Raw genomic sequence first — 14,856 nt, 5'->3', positions numbered from 1 at the left:
ATGAAGCTCTTCAGCAGGCCCCAGATCTTCTGGCGAGAGGCCTGCACGCTCGACGGATCGGCCACGCCCTACGTCTTCCAGCGCATCCTCATCTTCGGCGGGTTCGCCGCCGCCGTGGCCTTCGTGGACTCCGCGACGGGCCACCGCCCCGAGATCGAGGTCGCGGTCGCGCCCTACGAGGTTGCCGGGGCGGCCCTGGGCCTGCTGCTGGTGCTGCGTACGAACGCGGGTTACGAGAGGTGGTGGGAGGCCCGCAAGCTCTGGGGCGGCATCGTCAACCGCTGCCGGCACCTGGCGGTCGCGGCGCTCTCTTACGGGCCGGAGGATCGCGAGTGGCGGCGGGAAGCCATCGCCCGGATCTCGGCCTTCCCCCAGGCGGCGCGGCGGGCCCTCCGCGGCGAGGACGGAGGCACGGAAGCCGTCGGCCTGCTCGGCCTCGCCCAGGAGGAGCGCATCCGAGCGGCCCACAATCGCCCCCTCGCGGTGGCGCAGGGCATCGGCCGGCATCTGCGATCAGCCCGCGGCCGACGGGGCCTGGACGGCTTCGCCTTCCTCGCAGCAGACCGCGACTTGACGGCCCTGCTCGACTATTTCGGGGGGTGCGAGCGCATCCAGAAGACGCCGCTGCCCCGCGCCTACGCCATCCTGATCCGCCGCTTCATCGTCCCCTTCCTCGCCACCCTGCCGTTCGCACTGCTGCCGAAGATCGGGCTGCTGACCCCCTTGGCCACCATGCTCATCGCCTACCCCATCCTGGCGCTCGACAAGATCGGCGACGACCTCCAGGACCCGTTCTCGCCGAAGAACCTGAACCATCTGCCCCTGGACGCGATCTGCCGGACCATCGAATGCGACCTGCTGGGACTCCTCACGTCCGAGGAGGCCCGGGCGGGCAAAGGCTAGGATCGGGGTCCCGCCCCTCCTCCCGTCCCGGCACGGGCCGCAAACCCAAGTCATTCAAGAAATTTATTGTTAATTAACGATTAATATTTATAATGCTGCCACATGCTAAGGTACATCTCGCATCTCTTGGTCGTCTTCTCTCTGCTTGCGTCGCCTGTGTTCGCGCAGTGTAGCGACGTGCCGCTCCCCTCCGACTCGAGCGCGGCGGCGGTGAAGGTCGACCAGGGAAGGTCGAATGACGGCGAGAACAAGATCGCCACGGACCATCACTGCTGCACATCGCATGCGCATTACGGCGAGCCTGTAGGCGCTTACGCGCATCCCTTCGCCCCCGCCACGGGGAATGAGCGGCTGCCGCTGATCGCGGACCGGTTCTTGGCCGCCTTCGAGCCCAATCCCCTCCTCGAACCTCCCGCCGGCTCCTAAGCCGCCCCCGGCGGCGTCCGAGGCCGTCGCCCTGCGCCGCACGCAGCGGCGCCCTTTCGCCCTCCGTCTGTAGATCAAAAACCCAGTGATGAGACTGCCATGCTACGCTACTTTGCATGCCTTTTATGCGTGACCGCCCTGTCCGGCGAGGCGTTCGCCCGCGACAGGACCCTCCTCGCCCAGGCGACCTCCGATGCGCCCCCCGGGGGACAGATGTCGACGGCGGATGCCAAGGCGACGGCGAAGCCGCGCGGGTCGAAGGCGAAGGCCGAGGCCGTCACGCTCGATGAGGCCATCCTGAGGGGCTTGGCACGCTCCCCGCGACTGAAAGCCTCCCAGGCGGCCGAGGCGGCCAGCCGGGGGGAGCGGCGGCAGGCGGGTGCGCTGCTGAACCCCGAGGTGAGTTTCAGCAAGGAGAATTTCCGCGCAGGCAAGGCGTACAAGGTGATCAGCCCGGCCCAGAACGTCTACGGCGTCTCCCAGCGGGTCGAGGTGGGCGGCAAGATCGCCTCGCGGGAGCGTATCGCGGAAGAAGGGGTCCAGATCGCCAGCCTCGAGACCCGTGCCACCGCCCTGGACCTGATCCGGGACATCACCATCGCCTACGCCGAGGCGGTCGCGGCCGAGGAGAATGTGCGGCTCTCGGCCGAGCAGAAGGAGCTGGCGGACGACGTGCTCAAGTCCGTCAGCATGCGCGTCGAGGCCGCGGCCTCGCCCCAGATCCAGAGGAGCCGGGCCGAAGTAGAGCGGTCCGCCGCGGCCGTGGCGCTCGACGGCGCCAAACGCGAGCGCGAGATCGCCCGCAGGGCCCTCGCCACGCTGATGGGCCAGGTGGAGGCGGACTTCAAGCTGGACAATAAGGCCTTCTTCACGCTGTCGAAGCCCGACGCACCGGAAGACCCGGAGGGGCTCAAGGGCAATCCCGACGTCCTCAAGCTGAATCCCGCGCTGGAGCAATCCCGGGCGAGGCTGGAGCTGGAGAGGGCGAACGCGATCCCCGACCCCCTGCTCAGCGCCGGCGTGATCGAGATCCCGAGCGCGAGGGACAAGGCCTTCGTCGTCGGTGTCTCGCTCCCGCTCCCCGTATTCAACGCCAACCGGGGGAACATCGAGAGGGCCCGCGGCGAGCTGTCCAGGACCGAGCAGGAGAATCGCCGCGTCGCATTGTCGCTCGACGCCGACCTGGCGCGGGCAGGGCAGCAATTGGAGAACGCGTACGTCCAGGCGAACACCCTGAAATCCAGGATCATCCCCTCCGCCCAGGAGGCGTTCTCGCTGGCCCGGGAGGGCTACGGGCTGGGGCGATTCCCGTATCTGGAGGTGCTGGACGCCCAGCGCAGCCTCTTCGCCGTGAAGCAGCAGCATATCGCGGCGTTGCGGCAATATCACACGGCCCGGGCCGTCGTGGAGCGCCTCACCGCCAGCCACGCCGACGACGCGGCGAACATGCTCGCGCGATCCGATTAATCCAGGAGGTTTTCAATGGGACGACATTTCAACGCGCGGACTCCAAGCATCGAAGGGGAATATTATGACAAATAAGCGGATCCTGCTCGCAACCGTCCTGGCGCTCGCCGCCCTGGGCTATTGGGCCTGGGGGCCGCGCGCCCCCGAGGCCGAAGTCGCCGCGGGCGAGCAGGACGAGGCGCACGGCGAAGAGCACGCCGAGGGCCAGCCCGACAGCACGGTCATCATCCTGAAGGACGCGAAGTCGTGGCCCGATCCCGGCCTGCCGAAATCCGAGCTGATCGAGCGCATCGAAGAGGCCGTGCGGAAGGTCCCCGGCAACAATTACGAGTTCACGCAACCGATCCAGATGCGCTTCAACGAGCTGATCGCCGGGGTGCGGAGCGACGTGGCGGTCAAGGTCTACGGGGATGATTTCGAGGCGATGGGCCGGACCGCGGGCGCCATCATGCGGGCGCTGCAGGGCGTGGCCGGCGCCGCCGACGTGAAGGTCGAGCAGACCAGCGGCCTTCCCTTCCTGGAGATCAAGCTCGACCGCCCCGCCATCGCCCGCTACGGCCTGAACGTCAGCGACGTGCTCGACGTGGTGGCAATCGCGATCGGCGGGCGCGAGGCCGGGCTGGTGTTCCAGGGCGACCGTCGATTCGACATCCTGGTCCGCCTGCCGGACGACTTGCGCGGCGACTTGCCGGCGTTGGAGAACCTCCCCATCCTCCTGCCCGCTGAGGGCGGGGCCGCGGCCGAGCGCCAGGCCTTGCCGCACAGCCGCCCCCGCCACATCCCGCTCAAGGAGGTGGCGACCCTGCAGCTCACCGACGGCCCCAACCAGATCAGCCGCGAGAACGGCAAGCGGCGCGTGGTCGTCCAGGCCAACGTGCGCGGCCGCGACATCGGCTCGTTCGTGGAGGAAGTGCAGGCCAAGATCGACGCCCAGGTGCGGCTCCCCGCCGGGTACTGGCTGGAATGGGGCGGGCAGTTCAAGAACCTGGAGGAGGCCACGGCGCGGCTGCTGGTCGTGGTGCCGGCCTGCTTCTTCGCCATCTTCGTGCTCCTCTTCACCGCGCTCGGCTCGGTCATGCAGGCACTGCTGGTGTTCTCGGGCGTGCCCCTGGCGCTGACGGGCGGCATCCTGGCGCTCTGGATGCGCGGCATGCCGTTCTCGATCTCAGCGGCGGTGGGCTTCATCGCGCTCTCGGGCATCGCCGTGCTGAACGGGCTGGTGATGATCTCGAGCATCAACGGCCGCGTGCGCGAGGGCGACGAACCGCACCGGGCCGTGTTCGAGGGAGCGCTCCAGCGGCTGCGTCCCGTGCTGATGACGGCCCTGGTGGCCAGCCTGGGGTTCGTCCCCATGGCGCTCTCGCACGGCGCGGGGGCGGAGGTGCAGAAGCCGCTGGCCACCGTGGTGATCGGCGGGCTGTTCACCGCCACGATCCTGACGCTGCTGGTGATCCCCGCGCTCTACCACCGCTGCTCGCTCGCAACCGAGGTAACTTCGAAGGAGGAACCATGAGACACGCCCTGATTATCGCCGCCGCCCTGGCGACGGTCGCCTGCACACCCCAGCCGCCGCCGACGCTGGACGAGAGGCTGGCGGGCAAGACGCCGGAGGAGCGTCGGGAGGTCCTCCGCGTGGCCTGCCTGAACGAGGCCGAACACCTCGGCGACGAGAAGAAGGAAATCCGCACGGTTCACGGCGTCAAATCGGACCAGAGCACCGTACAGACCCGTCGCCTCAAGGCCATCTGCCGAGCGATGGACGGCGAGAACGCGATCGATAACCAGAAATAGGAGGCCTTCGATGAGACTACGAGTCTTGATCCCGGCTACGCTTGTCCTCGCCGGCTGCAATCCCACGTATGGCGACACGCTGGAGCAGAGGCTGGCGGGCAAGACGCCCGAAGAACGGCGCGGCATCCTGGCGCAGGAATGCGGCAAGGAGATCGCGAACAGCCTCAGGCCGACCGAGCCTGGCAGGTTGCAGCACGCCGAGGACATGAAGCGGATTTGCGAGGAAAGCACGGGACGCCCCGTGAACTTCGACGCTCGCTGGCTCTGGCCGGGGCTCCAGTGACCGGAAAAAGCGACGGCACCGAGCTCGATGCTCAAGCGATGCGGAACCCGGAGGGGCATATGGACCTGAGCCGCGACATCCATCCGCTGCCGGACCGCAGGCGGGACACCGCCGAGTCCCTGGCCCGGCTCAGGCCGGCCGGCACAACGTGCTCTCCATCAACGGCGGGGCGGAACTGGTCATCCAGGACGCCGCGTCGTATCGGAAGCTCCTCGACCTGACCGAACGGCTGGACACGATCCAGGCGATCAAGGAAGGGCTAGCCTCGATGGAGCGGGGAGAGGGCAAGGCGCTGGAGGACGCGTTCGAGGCCCTCGAGGGGGAGATCCTAGCGAAGGCAAGCCCATGATCTATCGGGTCGTCATCCAGCCGGGGGCCGAGCGGGATATCCAGCAGGCCGCCCGCCATGTGCTCGCTCGGTCGAGATCACCGTCGGCCGCCCTGAGGGTGGCGCGCGGCATCCGGGCGAAGCTGGTCGCGCTGAAATCGCACCCGCTGAGCTGCCCCATCGATCCCGATTCGGACGCTTACGGCTCCGAGGCCAGGCTGCTGGTGTTCGGCAGGCGGCCCGACCGATTCCGCGTCGTCTTCACCGTCAAATCCAGGACGGTCCATGTCCTGGCCGTGACGCAACCGGGCCTCCGCGGGGAGGCGGACGCGATCGGCGTGGCACCGTGATCCCGCCCACACCCCCGCCGGCGGGGCCGCTAGGGGATATGCTCGATCTCGACGTCTCGCCAGCGCTCCTTCAGATATTCGGCGACCAGGCGGCGATGGCAATGATGGGGCTTCTCCTCGCTGCAAAGGAGGCACCCGCCGTCGAGGAGTTCGGGCGAGAGCGTCTCCTCGATCCTCCTCTCCTCCATCAGCTTCAGGAACTGGCGCTCGTAGAGCCCCCAATCGCCCTTGTGCGTCTTGTAGGCAGTCAGGATGTCCTGGGTCGGTGCCAGCACGGGGAGGTGGAGGTATTCGATCTTGCAGATTTCGTTCGTGAAATATTTCAGGTCGTTCTTCTTCGTGAACCCCGCGAGCTGGGAGACGTTGTTCAGCCTGACGTCGATCAGCTTCCGTGCCCCGGAATCCTTGATCCGGGTGAAGAAGCTCTCGGCCGATTTCTTGGTGAACCCGATCGTGAACAGCTTCATCCCGCGACCCCTCTCCCGTCCTCTCGCGCCGGCATGTTCCATTGATAGGCGATGCGGTCGGCCTGGATCCTGTAGGCGTCCGAGACGGCGAGCTCCCGCGTGCCGAACATGTCCTCGGCCGAGAGCTTGAGCATCCGGATCAGGCGCGACAGGGCTTGCGCATGGCTCTCGGTCCTGCCGTCCGCGTGGATGTGGCGGACCTCGAGCCCGAGCGATTCAAGGCTCCTCGCGACGAGGATGGTCCGGTGGCACTCCAGCGGCTCCTTCTCGGCACACATGAGCGCGATCCGATAGTTCTCCGTCCCCTTCAGGATGCGATCCAGGCCCTTGCGGAAGAGTTCCGTCCGGGCCAGGCGATCATACTGTACCTTGCCATGCTCGTAGCAGGAGTGATCCTCGCTCCTCGCGCCCAGCTCCTGGCCGAGGAACACGTAGGCGATGCCGTGCTCCCGGAGCGTCTTCTTCAGGGATTCCCGGTTGAATTGCGGATGGAACTGGCTGTAGGGCTTCGAGCGCACGTCGCCCAGGGCCGTGATGCCGTGCATCTGCAGCAGGGCGATGAACTGCTCCGCCCGGTGGTTGGAGTGGCCGATGGTGAAAACGGTCCTTGGCATCGCCCCCTCCATCACAATGGCTGCCTTGCCAACACCGCCGCCACGAGCTTGTAGCAGTCGCCGTCGCTGTGCGGCTCGCTCAGGCTGATGGTCAGATAGGCGTCCGGGACGGTGTAGTCGGCGTCCGGCATGGCGAGGAGGGCCTGTTCGGCGACCGGGTCGGTGACGATGAGGCTGTAATAGTCCCCGTTGTAATTGAACATGGCCCGCACCCTCCTCCGCGGAGGGCCGGCATACTGGCTCTCCCCGCTCACCCTGATGCGCAAGTCATCCGGCTGGATGAGCAGGAGGGAGCTCCTCAGGGATGCGGCGGCCGTCGCCCCCACGCGGTCGTGGGAGCCGTGGAAGGTGGAGTTGCCGTTGGCCCAGAGCGTCGGCGGGTGGTCGAGCAGCGATCCCAGCTCGTCCCAGGTCGATGCCCCGACCTTCTCCCAGTAATACTGGGCGTCGATCAGCACATTCTCGGTCTGGTGTCCCACCGGCGTCGGCGCGATGATCGGGATCGTGATCAGGTCCAGCAGCTGTGGCGTGGTGCCGTCCTCGAAGCGCCGTTCCTCTTCGGAGATTTCATGCGTGGGACGAATGCTGATTGGACGCACCCACTTGGCGGAGCATCCGCCGGTGCCTTCCTTCCCGGCGATGCAACGGCCCGAAGGCGGCTTCCGGGAGTTTGCCAAGCATACGATGGTCACCACGTCGTTCATGGCAATTCGTCCATAAAATTTCTACATGTTGTCATATTAGGTGAAATGTGTCGTTAGCTCCACTGGTTTCGTGCTGCCCGCCGAATGCGGCGCCCCTTGACCATTTTACATCGCCCAAAGGCAGGGCAAGAGATCAGTAGCCCCGAGTGCTCCCCACCGAGCGACCGGAAAACGACCGTGTCCTGGACGCACGGACGGGGGGCAGGCGCCGTCCGGGAGAATGGGCCAAGTGAGTTGGCGGGGCTCAGCGGGGGTGAACCGGGCTCTCCCCGCATTCCGCGCAGGCGTACCCCATGTCCGGCCCGCTCCTCGGGAAGGCCCGGGGAGCCGGCGGCGCATCTCCGGGGTCGCCCTCCAGGAGCCGCCTCACCGATTCCTCGAAGCCGGCCGAGTCCGACTGGTACATGCCGCCCCGGGCCCCCTCGAACTCGCAGTTCCAGGCGGCCAAGGCCTGTCCGAACCGGATGGCTCCGTGAAGCTGAGTCGGCGTCGCCCGGAGGAACGCGTCCCTGCCATCCCGCCCGAGCGTGGCGATGATCCCCACCGTACACCAATCGCCGCACCCGGCGGTGTCCGCCACGGCTCGGGCCGGGAGGGACTCGGACGCAATCCAACGCCGCCGGCCGGCCTCCAGGCGGGAGAGGTACCGGAGGCCTTCGTCCCCGCGCGTCTCGATGAGCAGTGGGACGTCCGCCGCCTGGGCCAGCCCCTCGAGGCTGCCCATGCGGTCCTCGGAATACTTGACGACGTGCGCGGCCTCGATGGCGCGCCTCAGTTCCTTCTCCTCCGCGGAGGCGGACGGCTCGAAGACGACGAGGGCCCCCCGCTCGTTCGCCTGCCTGGCGAGGTAGATGGCGCCCGCCGACGTGCGGTCGAAGAAGAAGACGGCCGGATCGGGCAGCCTGGCCAGGACGGCGGCCGCTTCCGCCACCCGGACCGGCTTGTACCAGGGGAGCCGAGTGCCGCACGACTGGCACCTGCGGGAGAAGGAATGCGTCGTCCGCCCTGGCGTGCAGTGGATGTGCTGGACGATCACGGGCGTGCTGCCGGCCGGGTCGACGCCGAGGAAGTCCGGCTTGACGCCCCACCGGCCGAGATCCCGGCCGATCTGCCTGGAAGCCGCGTCGTCGCGAAGCCGTGCGATCGGGTAGGCGTCCCACCCGAGGAAGGCGAGCGCCGTCAGGACGTTCCCGCAGGTCCCGCCCGCCCAGAGTTGGGGCAACGAATCCGGCCCCGTCGGGATGACGACATCCAGGGCGATCAGGCCGGTGCCGGCGATGACGGGACGGGGCCCGGGGAGGTTGAAGGGGAGGTCATTCCGCATAGCATTCGCCCGCTAACCATAATCCGAAGAGCTCCGGCGAACTTTCGAAGTTCTCGACTCTGTACCCCCTACAGTCGACGTGCGCGAGCCCGATGTCAAGCAGAGGTTTCAACTCATAAGCAACCATGAGGGCCCCCAGGGACATCAGCTTGCTCGAGAGCGCCGACAGCGCGACCTTGCAGCCGCCGATCAGGCTGAGCGTCTCCCGGTAGTGGAACACGGCCTTCCGCACGCGCCGATAGACCTCGAACGGGTTCTGCTCGGCCGCGTACATCAGGCTGCGGGGGTCGAGGCGGTGCTGGTCGAACAGGAGGTCCCGGTACTCCTGCACAATATCGTCACCCCTCCTGGGATTCTTCGACGGAAAGGGGAGCACGGGGCAAATCTCGTCCGGCTTGACCCGGTCGTAGATGCGGTCGAAATGCGTGGTCCGCCCTTCCCCCAGCAGGGGGATCCAGACCTTCGGCTGCTGCCCGGTGGCCTCGCGGCTGAAGCTCCCCTCGAAGGAGTGCAGGAACTCCGCCGTCTCGTCGATGCCCTCATCCACGATCCTGGAGTCGAGGAGCGGGTCGTCCGCGACGATGACGTGCAGGTTCGTCCGGCGGGGCTGGCCGGGGGCGGCCTCGTCCAGCAGGAAGAGGAGCCGCGCGAGCAGGGGGAAATAGATCCCCCGCGGCATGGCGCTGATGTCCACCACGACGTCGTCGTAGCGCGTCAGCTCGTCGGGCGCCGTGAAGACGTTGGCGGCATTGAGGGGTCCCACGCGCCGGGTGCCCGACCAGAAGGGTAGCGCATGCACCCTGAGCTCGCCCCGATCACCCACCGCCTTGACGATGTGCTCCCAGTTCTGCTGCACGCGCGGGGCATAGGCGAGCGAGGCGGAACCGTCCCCCTCCTCGTAATCGAGCCCGAGGACGTCCCGGCCACCGCCCCCGCCCGCCGCGAGGATCATGTCGAGGCCGGCATGCGAGCGGGGATCGAAGCCCTTGCCGAGGACGATCAGCACCGACCGATCCCCATCGGCGAGGTGCCCGGCCCAGAACGCAGGGAGCTTCGCGCCGCCCTCGAGGACGTAATCGCGCCAGCGCATGGGCGGGATGGATCCGGCGTCCATGGTCATAGGAGGCTGCCCTCCGACTTCGGTTCGACGAAGGGCCGGTCGATCCAGCCGACGAGCTGCTGGAGCGGGCGCTCCTTGTAGAGACCGTAGTTCAAGGGAAGGTCGAAGTGGACGCATAGCAGCCGGTTCAGGTTGAGGACGATCCAGTTCTCGCCCTTGCACCGGTAATCGAGGTCGGCGACCAGGAGGTTATGCGCGAGCGCGGACGCCAGGATGTCCGCGAACCGCTTGTGGTCCGGGCGGCTGCGCAGATGCCCCTCGTCCATCAGCATGGCACGCTCGGACATGCGCAGCGCCGTGCCTCCCACGCCGGGGTCGTTGGGTGCGGTCGGGCGGTAGGTGTACCACCGGCTGAACTTCCCAACCGCGTCGAGGAAGTTCCTCAGCTCGCGTCCCATCGCCACCCCGTTCGGTATGTCGTCCCAGACCGCCTGCGCCGCACGCTTCATCAGCTTGTGCTGGCGATCCGGGGAGAGCGCCGCCCCCTTCTTCAAGAGCTCCGACGCCGCCGACTCCTCGAAGATGTCGCCCGCCAGGCCGAGGAACTGCTTGATGTTGAGGGACGCCAGCCGCGCGATGCACTCGGGGCCGAAATAATAGGGCAGGCCGTATTCGCGCGCCAGGAAAAGTTCGGCGGCATTCCGGACGGACGAGTCGTCCTTCTGCTCCAGCTCCCCCTCCTCCAAGAGGTCGTCGAACAGCGACTTCTGGGGCCTCCTGAGCTCTCGCTCGATGAGCACCTCCAGCGACCGCCAGCCGATCGCCCTCTCCCTGGGAGTCCCCTGCGCCTGCTGCCTGGCATCGATCCACCCCCCGTACCGTCGGCTCGCCCCCACCCTCGCCCGGATCCGGGACTCGATCTCCTCGCAGGCCCTGGCGAAGACCGGCTCGTATCGGGGGATGTCGAGCGAGTCCTGGACGCAGGCGCGGAAGGAGTTGATCTCGGAGTCCGCGGCGTAGCGGACGCGCCGGTCCGCGATCTTGATCGCGAGCTTCTCGAATCGGGAGTGCTTGGGCCTCCAGTATTTCTCGATGGAGATCGGCTCGTTGTAGTCCCTCCCCTCATTGGTCCCGGACGCCAGCATGTCGCGCGTGTTCAGGGCTTCGAACCGCTCCGCGATCCAGACGCCGACGGGGCTCCTCGCCTCGATCACGGACTCCACCAGCCGCTCGCGCTGCGTCGGGGTGAGCTGCTGGATGTCGTCCATCATGAGCAGGACATGGTCCGCCACGGGCGCCCCGTCGAGCCGGAGCATGTCGGCCCGGATCAGGGCCAGGCCCAGGAGGGCGTCGTGGCCGGGTAGGCTATCGACCCGCAGGGGGCCGAAGCTGTCCAGGCTGCTGCACACCTTGTGCTCCAGGTCCCTCGCCCACTCGAAGAGCTGCAGGCCGTTGCACGGAAGGCCCAGCGCCGGGATGGTGAGCGGCGGCTCGGGGGCGGCGACCTGCACCCGCTGGAGCCCGGCGGGGAAATCGAGCTTCTTGGCCGCGGCCACGTTGTGCAGGACGGCCAGGACGATCCGGGCGTTGAGGAGGCCGAAGAACAGCCGGTCCTTCCTGGCCTCGTCGAGGGGCAGGTCGTCGAGGCGGGAGTAGCCGCGGCCGCACAGGAGCGAGACGCCGAGGAGCTTCGGGCCGCCCTCGTCGATCGCCCCCAGCTCCTTGAGCTTCTGGAAGAGCTCGCCGATCTGCTCGTCGGTGCGGTGCATCTGCATGGCGTGGAGCGTCTGGAGGGCCCCCGGCACGAAGAGCCGCATCAGCGAGGTCTTGCCGCCCCCGGCCGCACTCCGGATGACCTGCACCCGCTCTTTCCAGGCATCCGCCGGGAGGATGTCGAGGATGCCCGGCTCGAACAGGCTCAGGAACGTGGCCTCGGAATCGATGCTCTCGGAGCGCCGCAGCCGGAAGGGGTTCCTCGGGGTCTTCATGGGGCCTCCTTGTGCCGCTGGACCCGCGGGAACAGGCCGACGACGTCCCGGTCGTCGTACGACCAGAGCAGGGCGATCGAGTTGTTCGGCGTGTTGTGGTGGAGCACGACCGGCAGGCCCCCTGCGGCATACCCGTACTTGGCGTGATCGGTCCCGCCCTTCTCGAAATGCTCGTCGAAGACGGAGTGGTCGTAGTAGCGATCGATCAGCCCGTGGATCGGCCCGCCCCCCCCTTGGCGGAGGCGGATGCTGTCCGAGAACCTCTGGACCGCCTCGACATGGTACGCGACCGGGCCCTGACGACCGAGCGTGTCGAGATGCCCTTCCAGATACGACTTGGCCGCCTCGGTCGCCATGTAGAGGAGGACGATCACGTCGATCCGCCCGTCCACGATCTGCGACAGGACCCCTTCCGTCACCGCGTGGTGGAAGCTGGCGATCTTCCCGGCCGGCCCGTCTTTATCCGGCCGGTAGTAGCTCGTGCCGCTCGCCGTGAAGTCGTCGAGCAGCACGACCGTCCGGAATTTCGGGCAGGCCGGGGGCGCGCCGGCCCCGGCCAGCTGGGCGGCATGAGAGGCCAGCTTCTTCAGGAGGCCCTTCGCCCTCGCCTCCGACAGCTCATGCGTCTGCCAGATCTGTTCGTTGTTGAGCTCGCGGTTGGCCCGCCTGAAATCGGCGATCCTCGCGCCGTCGCTCAGCCCGAGGAAGAGACATTCTCGCTGCAGGAGGCGGAATTCGGGGCTGTTGGTGATCTTCGTCACGTGATGGGGATTCACGCCCAGCTCATCGGCCGCGCGGCGGATCAGGAACGGGCGTACGTGGTCGGGATAGGCCATCTCGACCAGGTGGGTCACCTCGTCGGCCGAGCAGAAGATCAGCCGCGTCTTGACGAACTCGTAGGCGGCGTGCCGCTCATCGGGCGTCTCGAAACGCGCGAGCCAGCGGGCCAGGCTCTCGATGAACCGCATGCCCGGGAAGAATTGCTGGTAGCCGTCGTATTTGTAGGCGGCCATGGCCTGCAGGAGCGGGCGCTCGCGCGCCATGTCCTCCGGCTCCCACGCCAGGACGTGTGCCAGCAGCTTCTCCGCCAGGGCGTCCTTCACCGGCCACCTCCCGAGCCCAGATTCAGGGCGACGAAGCCGTCGCCGAGGCGCATGGATCGGAAATACTCCCGGAGGGCGGCGGCGCAACGATTCCCCGGGCTCGCCAGGTTCCAGCAGGTCGAAGGGTCGGCGGAAACGTCGTCGACGCTCAAGGAGAACGGCTCCTGCAGCAGGGCGAAGTCGTTGCCCGGCCAGCGGCCCCGATCGCCGATGGTGAGCACGGGGACGGGCGACGTCCCTGATCCGAACGATCGCCGGATCGCATCGACGACCCGGCGCTTCGTGGTCCCGGGCGCCAGGATGTCCACCGAATGGCTCGACCGCAGCGCGGTGACCCCGGCGGCCTGGCACCGGGACAGGCCTTGCTGCACGGATTCCCAGACCTCCTCCGCGGCCGTACAATCCCGAAACTCGAGTGTCAGCTGCTTGGAGCCCGCCTCGATCTTGGCCAACGCCACGAGGCGGGCGTCGGAAGCGAGCAGGGCGTTGATCTCCTCGAGCGATTCGTCGAGTCTTCGGCCGGGGGGAGGCTGCGAATCGTCGGCCAGCGTGCCGATCTCGGCACCGTTGTGGTACCCGATGAGTACCCTGGCCCTCAGGGCGGGGCTCTCGATCCGGGCCAGGAGATCCTTCCGCACCGACTTCCCCCGGCCGGTGGCGATCCCCACCTGGACGCCCGCCCGGAGGAGCTCGGTCATCATCTGCGTGACGGCCGGCCCCGGCCCGTCGTAGCGCTCGGCCGCATCGCAGAGCGTACCGTCGTAATCGAACACGACGGCGCGGAATTCCTTCCCCTCCAGCTCTCCCCGGAACGTGGCGTAAGCCTCCCTCCAGGGGGGCAGCTCTCCCCGGGCCTGCAGCGTCGCGGTGGACGCGCCCGCCTTGCGGGAAATCGCGGCCGCTTCGGCCGCCGGGAGCGATCGGGCACGCCCCGCGTAGCCCGCGTTCAGGTGATAGAGTCGACGCCCGAACGTGGGGACGCTCGGCCTCCCCGGGTCGATCCGGCGGGCAAGGCCCGCCTCGCCGGCGATGTAGAGCGATAAGACGATCGCGCGGAGACTCCCGTGGATCCCGTCCCCTACGTCCAGCTGAACGACCGGGACGTCCTCGGGGATGAGCGAGATGGTCTTCTTGGCGAGCGGCATGTCCCGGTGCGAGGCCAGCGAGATCACCCCGCTCGTGGCGCCGTGCTTGGCGAGCCAGTGATGCCTCCCATGCGCGAAATTCCGATAATCCGCCGGCTGTACCTGGCCCAGCGCCGCCTCGGTGAACTTGGATTCGAGGTCGACGGCGCCGGCATGCGCCACCTGGCCGTGGAGCACCACCAGGGTCGATCGGTCCCAGAGCGGCCGACAGGCCTCCGAGAGGGCCGCCCGGAAGGCGGATGCGTCCCGGCCCGGGTGTGCGAGGTCTTCGAGACGGGGCGGCAACGGCATGTGCCCGTCAGGCTGTCGGCGATAGGCCCGGGCGAGCAGGACGCAGGTGGCGAGCAGCGAGTTCGTCGCGAGGAAGCCATCCTTGACGGACGGGAGGCCGAATTCGTGGAACGAGACCCAGCCAGCATCGCTTGCAAGGGCCGCGAGCGGAGTGTCCAGCCGCGTGCATACGGCCGACAGGTGCTTGGGCGAGCGGGCGACGCAGGATTCCAGGCACCCGAGGATGTCGGGGTTGCTGCCCCCGGCCGTGAGGAGGAGCACGCCGAGCTCGCCGAGATGCACCGGCGAGCTGAGCAGTTCGTAGGGGGTCATCGCACGGGCGAGCCGGCCGGTGAAGAGCGAATGCAGGTAGCAGGCGAAGTGGGCGGCCGTCAGCGAGCCGCCCGAGCCGACGACGATCAGCGGGTCTTTCGAGAGACGCCGCACCGCCGCCTCCAGGTCTCCCACCTCCGCCTGCAGCGCCCACTCGTAGGTTCGGGAGAGGACTTCAAGTTCACCTTCATACGGCTTGCCCACGAATTTTCCCCACCTCTTCTTATTCCGGTCTGCCCGAGTCCCCCGCGTGCTACCGCTCGGCAATGTGTACAAAATGCCAGACGAGTCGCGTGGCCG

Annotated in this window: 15 protein-coding genes and 1 pseudogene; 8 read left to right on the top strand and 8 right to left on the bottom strand. The window is 67.8% G+C overall.

The window, feature by feature from the left end; all coding sequences use genetic code 11:
• The 8 genes and pseudogenes from TsocGM_RS01525 to TsocGM_RS01490 all read left to right on the top strand — a co-directional run bounded on the left by TsocGM_RS01525 (position 1) and on the right by TsocGM_RS01490 (position 5,548).
• Positions 1–903 (top strand): bestrophin family protein, encoded by a 903-nt coding sequence (locus tag TsocGM_RS01525; protein WP_126723556.1) that lies wholly within the window; start codon positions 1–3, stop codon positions 901–903.
• Between the two features lie 102 nt (positions 904–1,005).
• Entirely contained in the window at positions 1,006–1,329 is a 324-nt protein-coding gene (locus tag TsocGM_RS01520) for a hypothetical protein (protein WP_126723555.1), read from the top strand.
• Between the two features lie 129 nt (positions 1,330–1,458).
• Positions 1,459–2,796: a TolC family protein gene (locus TsocGM_RS01515; protein WP_158633328.1), complete on the top strand. Its 1,338-nt coding sequence runs from the start codon at positions 1,459–1,461 to the stop codon at positions 2,794–2,796.
• A gap of 217 nt (positions 2,797–3,013) precedes the next feature.
• Positions 3,014–4,309 (top strand): annotated as a pseudogene (locus TsocGM_RS01510) (efflux RND transporter permease subunit); the annotation flags it as partial.
• Positions 4,306–4,587, top strand: coding sequence for a hypothetical protein (locus TsocGM_RS01505; RefSeq protein ID WP_126723552.1), 282 nt, complete (start codon positions 4,306–4,308; stop codon positions 4,585–4,587). The pseudogene TsocGM_RS01510 and the gene TsocGM_RS01505, both read left to right, overlap by 4 nt.
• 10 nt (positions 4,588–4,597) lie before the next feature.
• On the top strand, positions 4,598–4,870 hold the full coding sequence (locus TsocGM_RS01500; protein WP_126723551.1) for a hypothetical protein: 273 nt from the start codon (positions 4,598–4,600) through the stop codon (positions 4,868–4,870).
• A 148-nt stretch (positions 4,871–5,018) separates the two neighbouring features.
• Positions 5,019–5,219, top strand: coding sequence for a hypothetical protein (locus tag TsocGM_RS01495; protein ID WP_233578159.1), 201 nt, complete (start codon positions 5,019–5,021; stop codon positions 5,217–5,219).
• Positions 5,216–5,548 (top strand): type II toxin-antitoxin system RelE/ParE family toxin, encoded by a 333-nt coding sequence (locus TsocGM_RS01490; RefSeq protein ID WP_126723550.1) that lies wholly within the window; start codon positions 5,216–5,218, stop codon positions 5,546–5,548. Before TsocGM_RS01495 ends, TsocGM_RS01490 begins: the two co-directional genes overlap by 4 nt.
• A 29-nt stretch (positions 5,549–5,577) precedes the next feature.
• On the opposite strand, the gene TsocGM_RS01485 is transcribed toward TsocGM_RS01490, so the two are convergent.
• The 8 genes from TsocGM_RS01485 to TsocGM_RS01450 form a co-directional block, all read right to left on the bottom strand.
• A complete protein-coding gene (locus TsocGM_RS01485; protein WP_126723549.1) occupies positions 5,578–6,015 on the bottom strand; it encodes a DUF488 domain-containing protein in 438 nt (145 codons plus the stop codon).
• Positions 6,012–6,629: a DUF488 domain-containing protein gene (locus TsocGM_RS01480; RefSeq protein WP_126723548.1), complete on the bottom strand. Its 618-nt coding sequence runs from the start codon at positions 6,627–6,629 to the stop codon at positions 6,012–6,014. The genes TsocGM_RS01485 and TsocGM_RS01480 overlap by 4 nt, the downstream gene beginning before the upstream one ends.
• A gap of 11 nt (positions 6,630–6,640) precedes the next feature.
• On the bottom strand, positions 6,641–7,333 hold the full coding sequence (locus TsocGM_RS01475) for a dual OB domain-containing protein (RefSeq protein ID WP_126723547.1): 693 nt from the start codon (positions 7,331–7,333) through the stop codon (positions 6,641–6,643).
• Between the two features lie 244 nt (positions 7,334–7,577).
• Positions 7,578–8,657: a PfkB family carbohydrate kinase gene (locus TsocGM_RS01470; protein ID WP_126723546.1), complete on the bottom strand. Its 1,080-nt coding sequence runs from the start codon at positions 8,655–8,657 to the stop codon at positions 7,578–7,580.
• Positions 8,647–9,777, bottom strand: coding sequence for a hypothetical protein (locus tag TsocGM_RS01465; RefSeq protein ID WP_126723545.1), 1,131 nt, complete (start codon positions 9,775–9,777; stop codon positions 8,647–8,649). The genes TsocGM_RS01470 and TsocGM_RS01465 overlap by 11 nt, the downstream gene beginning before the upstream one ends.
• Positions 9,774–11,705 carry an ORC-CDC6 family AAA ATPase gene (locus tag TsocGM_RS01460; RefSeq protein WP_126723544.1) on the bottom strand — a complete coding sequence of 644 codons (1,932 nt, stop codon included), beginning with the start codon at positions 11,703–11,705 and terminating at the stop codon, positions 9,774–9,776. The genes TsocGM_RS01465 and TsocGM_RS01460 overlap by 4 nt, the downstream gene beginning before the upstream one ends.
• The gene (locus TsocGM_RS01455; protein WP_126723543.1) at positions 11,702–12,808 is read right to left on the bottom strand and encodes a phosphoribosyltransferase-like protein; all 1,107 of its coding nucleotides are present in this window, start codon (positions 12,806–12,808) and stop codon (positions 11,702–11,704) included. The genes TsocGM_RS01460 and TsocGM_RS01455 overlap by 4 nt, the downstream gene beginning before the upstream one ends.
• On the bottom strand, positions 12,805–14,760 hold the full coding sequence (locus tag TsocGM_RS01450) for a sucrose-6-phosphate hydrolase (protein WP_126723542.1): 1,956 nt from the start codon (positions 14,758–14,760) through the stop codon (positions 12,805–12,807). Before TsocGM_RS01450 ends, TsocGM_RS01455 begins: the two co-directional genes overlap by 4 nt.
• Positions 14,761–14,856: the final 96 nt, after the last annotated feature.

This window comes from Tautonia sociabilis (assembly GCF_003977685.1).
Classification (GTDB): Bacteria; Planctomycetota; Planctomycetia; order Isosphaerales; family Isosphaeraceae; genus Tautonia; species Tautonia sociabilis.
Note: the sequence above shows the minus strand (reverse complement) of the source record. Positions and strands in the feature narration are given on the sequence as shown.

Excerpts from the sequence above, each read along its gene's own strand:
- TsocGM_RS01525 (WP_126723556.1), top strand. The coding sequence starts at position 1 with ATGAAGCTCTTCAGCAGGCCCCAGATCTTCTGGCGAGAGGCCTGCACG.
- TsocGM_RS01520 (WP_126723555.1), top strand. The coding sequence starts at position 1,006 with ATGCTAAGGTACATCTCGCATCTCTTGGTCGTCTTCTCTCTGCTTGCG.
- TsocGM_RS01505 (WP_126723552.1), top strand. The coding sequence starts at position 4,306 with ATGAGACACGCCCTGATTATCGCCGCCGCCCTGGCGACGGTCGCCTGC.
- TsocGM_RS01500 (WP_126723551.1), top strand. The coding sequence starts at position 4,598 with ATGAGACTACGAGTCTTGATCCCGGCTACGCTTGTCCTCGCCGGCTGC.
- TsocGM_RS01490 (WP_126723550.1), top strand. The coding sequence starts at position 5,216 with ATGATCTATCGGGTCGTCATCCAGCCGGGGGCCGAGCGGGATATCCAG.
- TsocGM_RS01485 (WP_126723549.1), bottom strand. The coding sequence starts at position 6,015 with ATGAAGCTGTTCACGATCGGGTTCACCAAGAAATCGGCCGAGAGCTTC.
- TsocGM_RS01480 (WP_126723548.1), bottom strand. The coding sequence starts at position 6,629 with ATGCCAAGGACCGTTTTCACCATCGGCCACTCCAACCACCGGGCGGAG.
- TsocGM_RS01475 (WP_126723547.1), bottom strand. The coding sequence starts at position 7,333 with ATGAACGACGTGGTGACCATCGTATGCTTGGCAAACTCCCGGAAGCCG.
- TsocGM_RS01470 (WP_126723546.1), bottom strand. The coding sequence starts at position 8,657 with ATGCGGAATGACCTCCCCTTCAACCTCCCCGGGCCCCGTCCCGTCATC.
- TsocGM_RS01465 (WP_126723545.1), bottom strand. The coding sequence starts at position 9,777 with ATGACCATGGACGCCGGATCCATCCCGCCCATGCGCTGGCGCGATTAC.
- TsocGM_RS01460 (WP_126723544.1), bottom strand. The coding sequence starts at position 11,705 with ATGAAGACCCCGAGGAACCCCTTCCGGCTGCGGCGCTCCGAGAGCATC.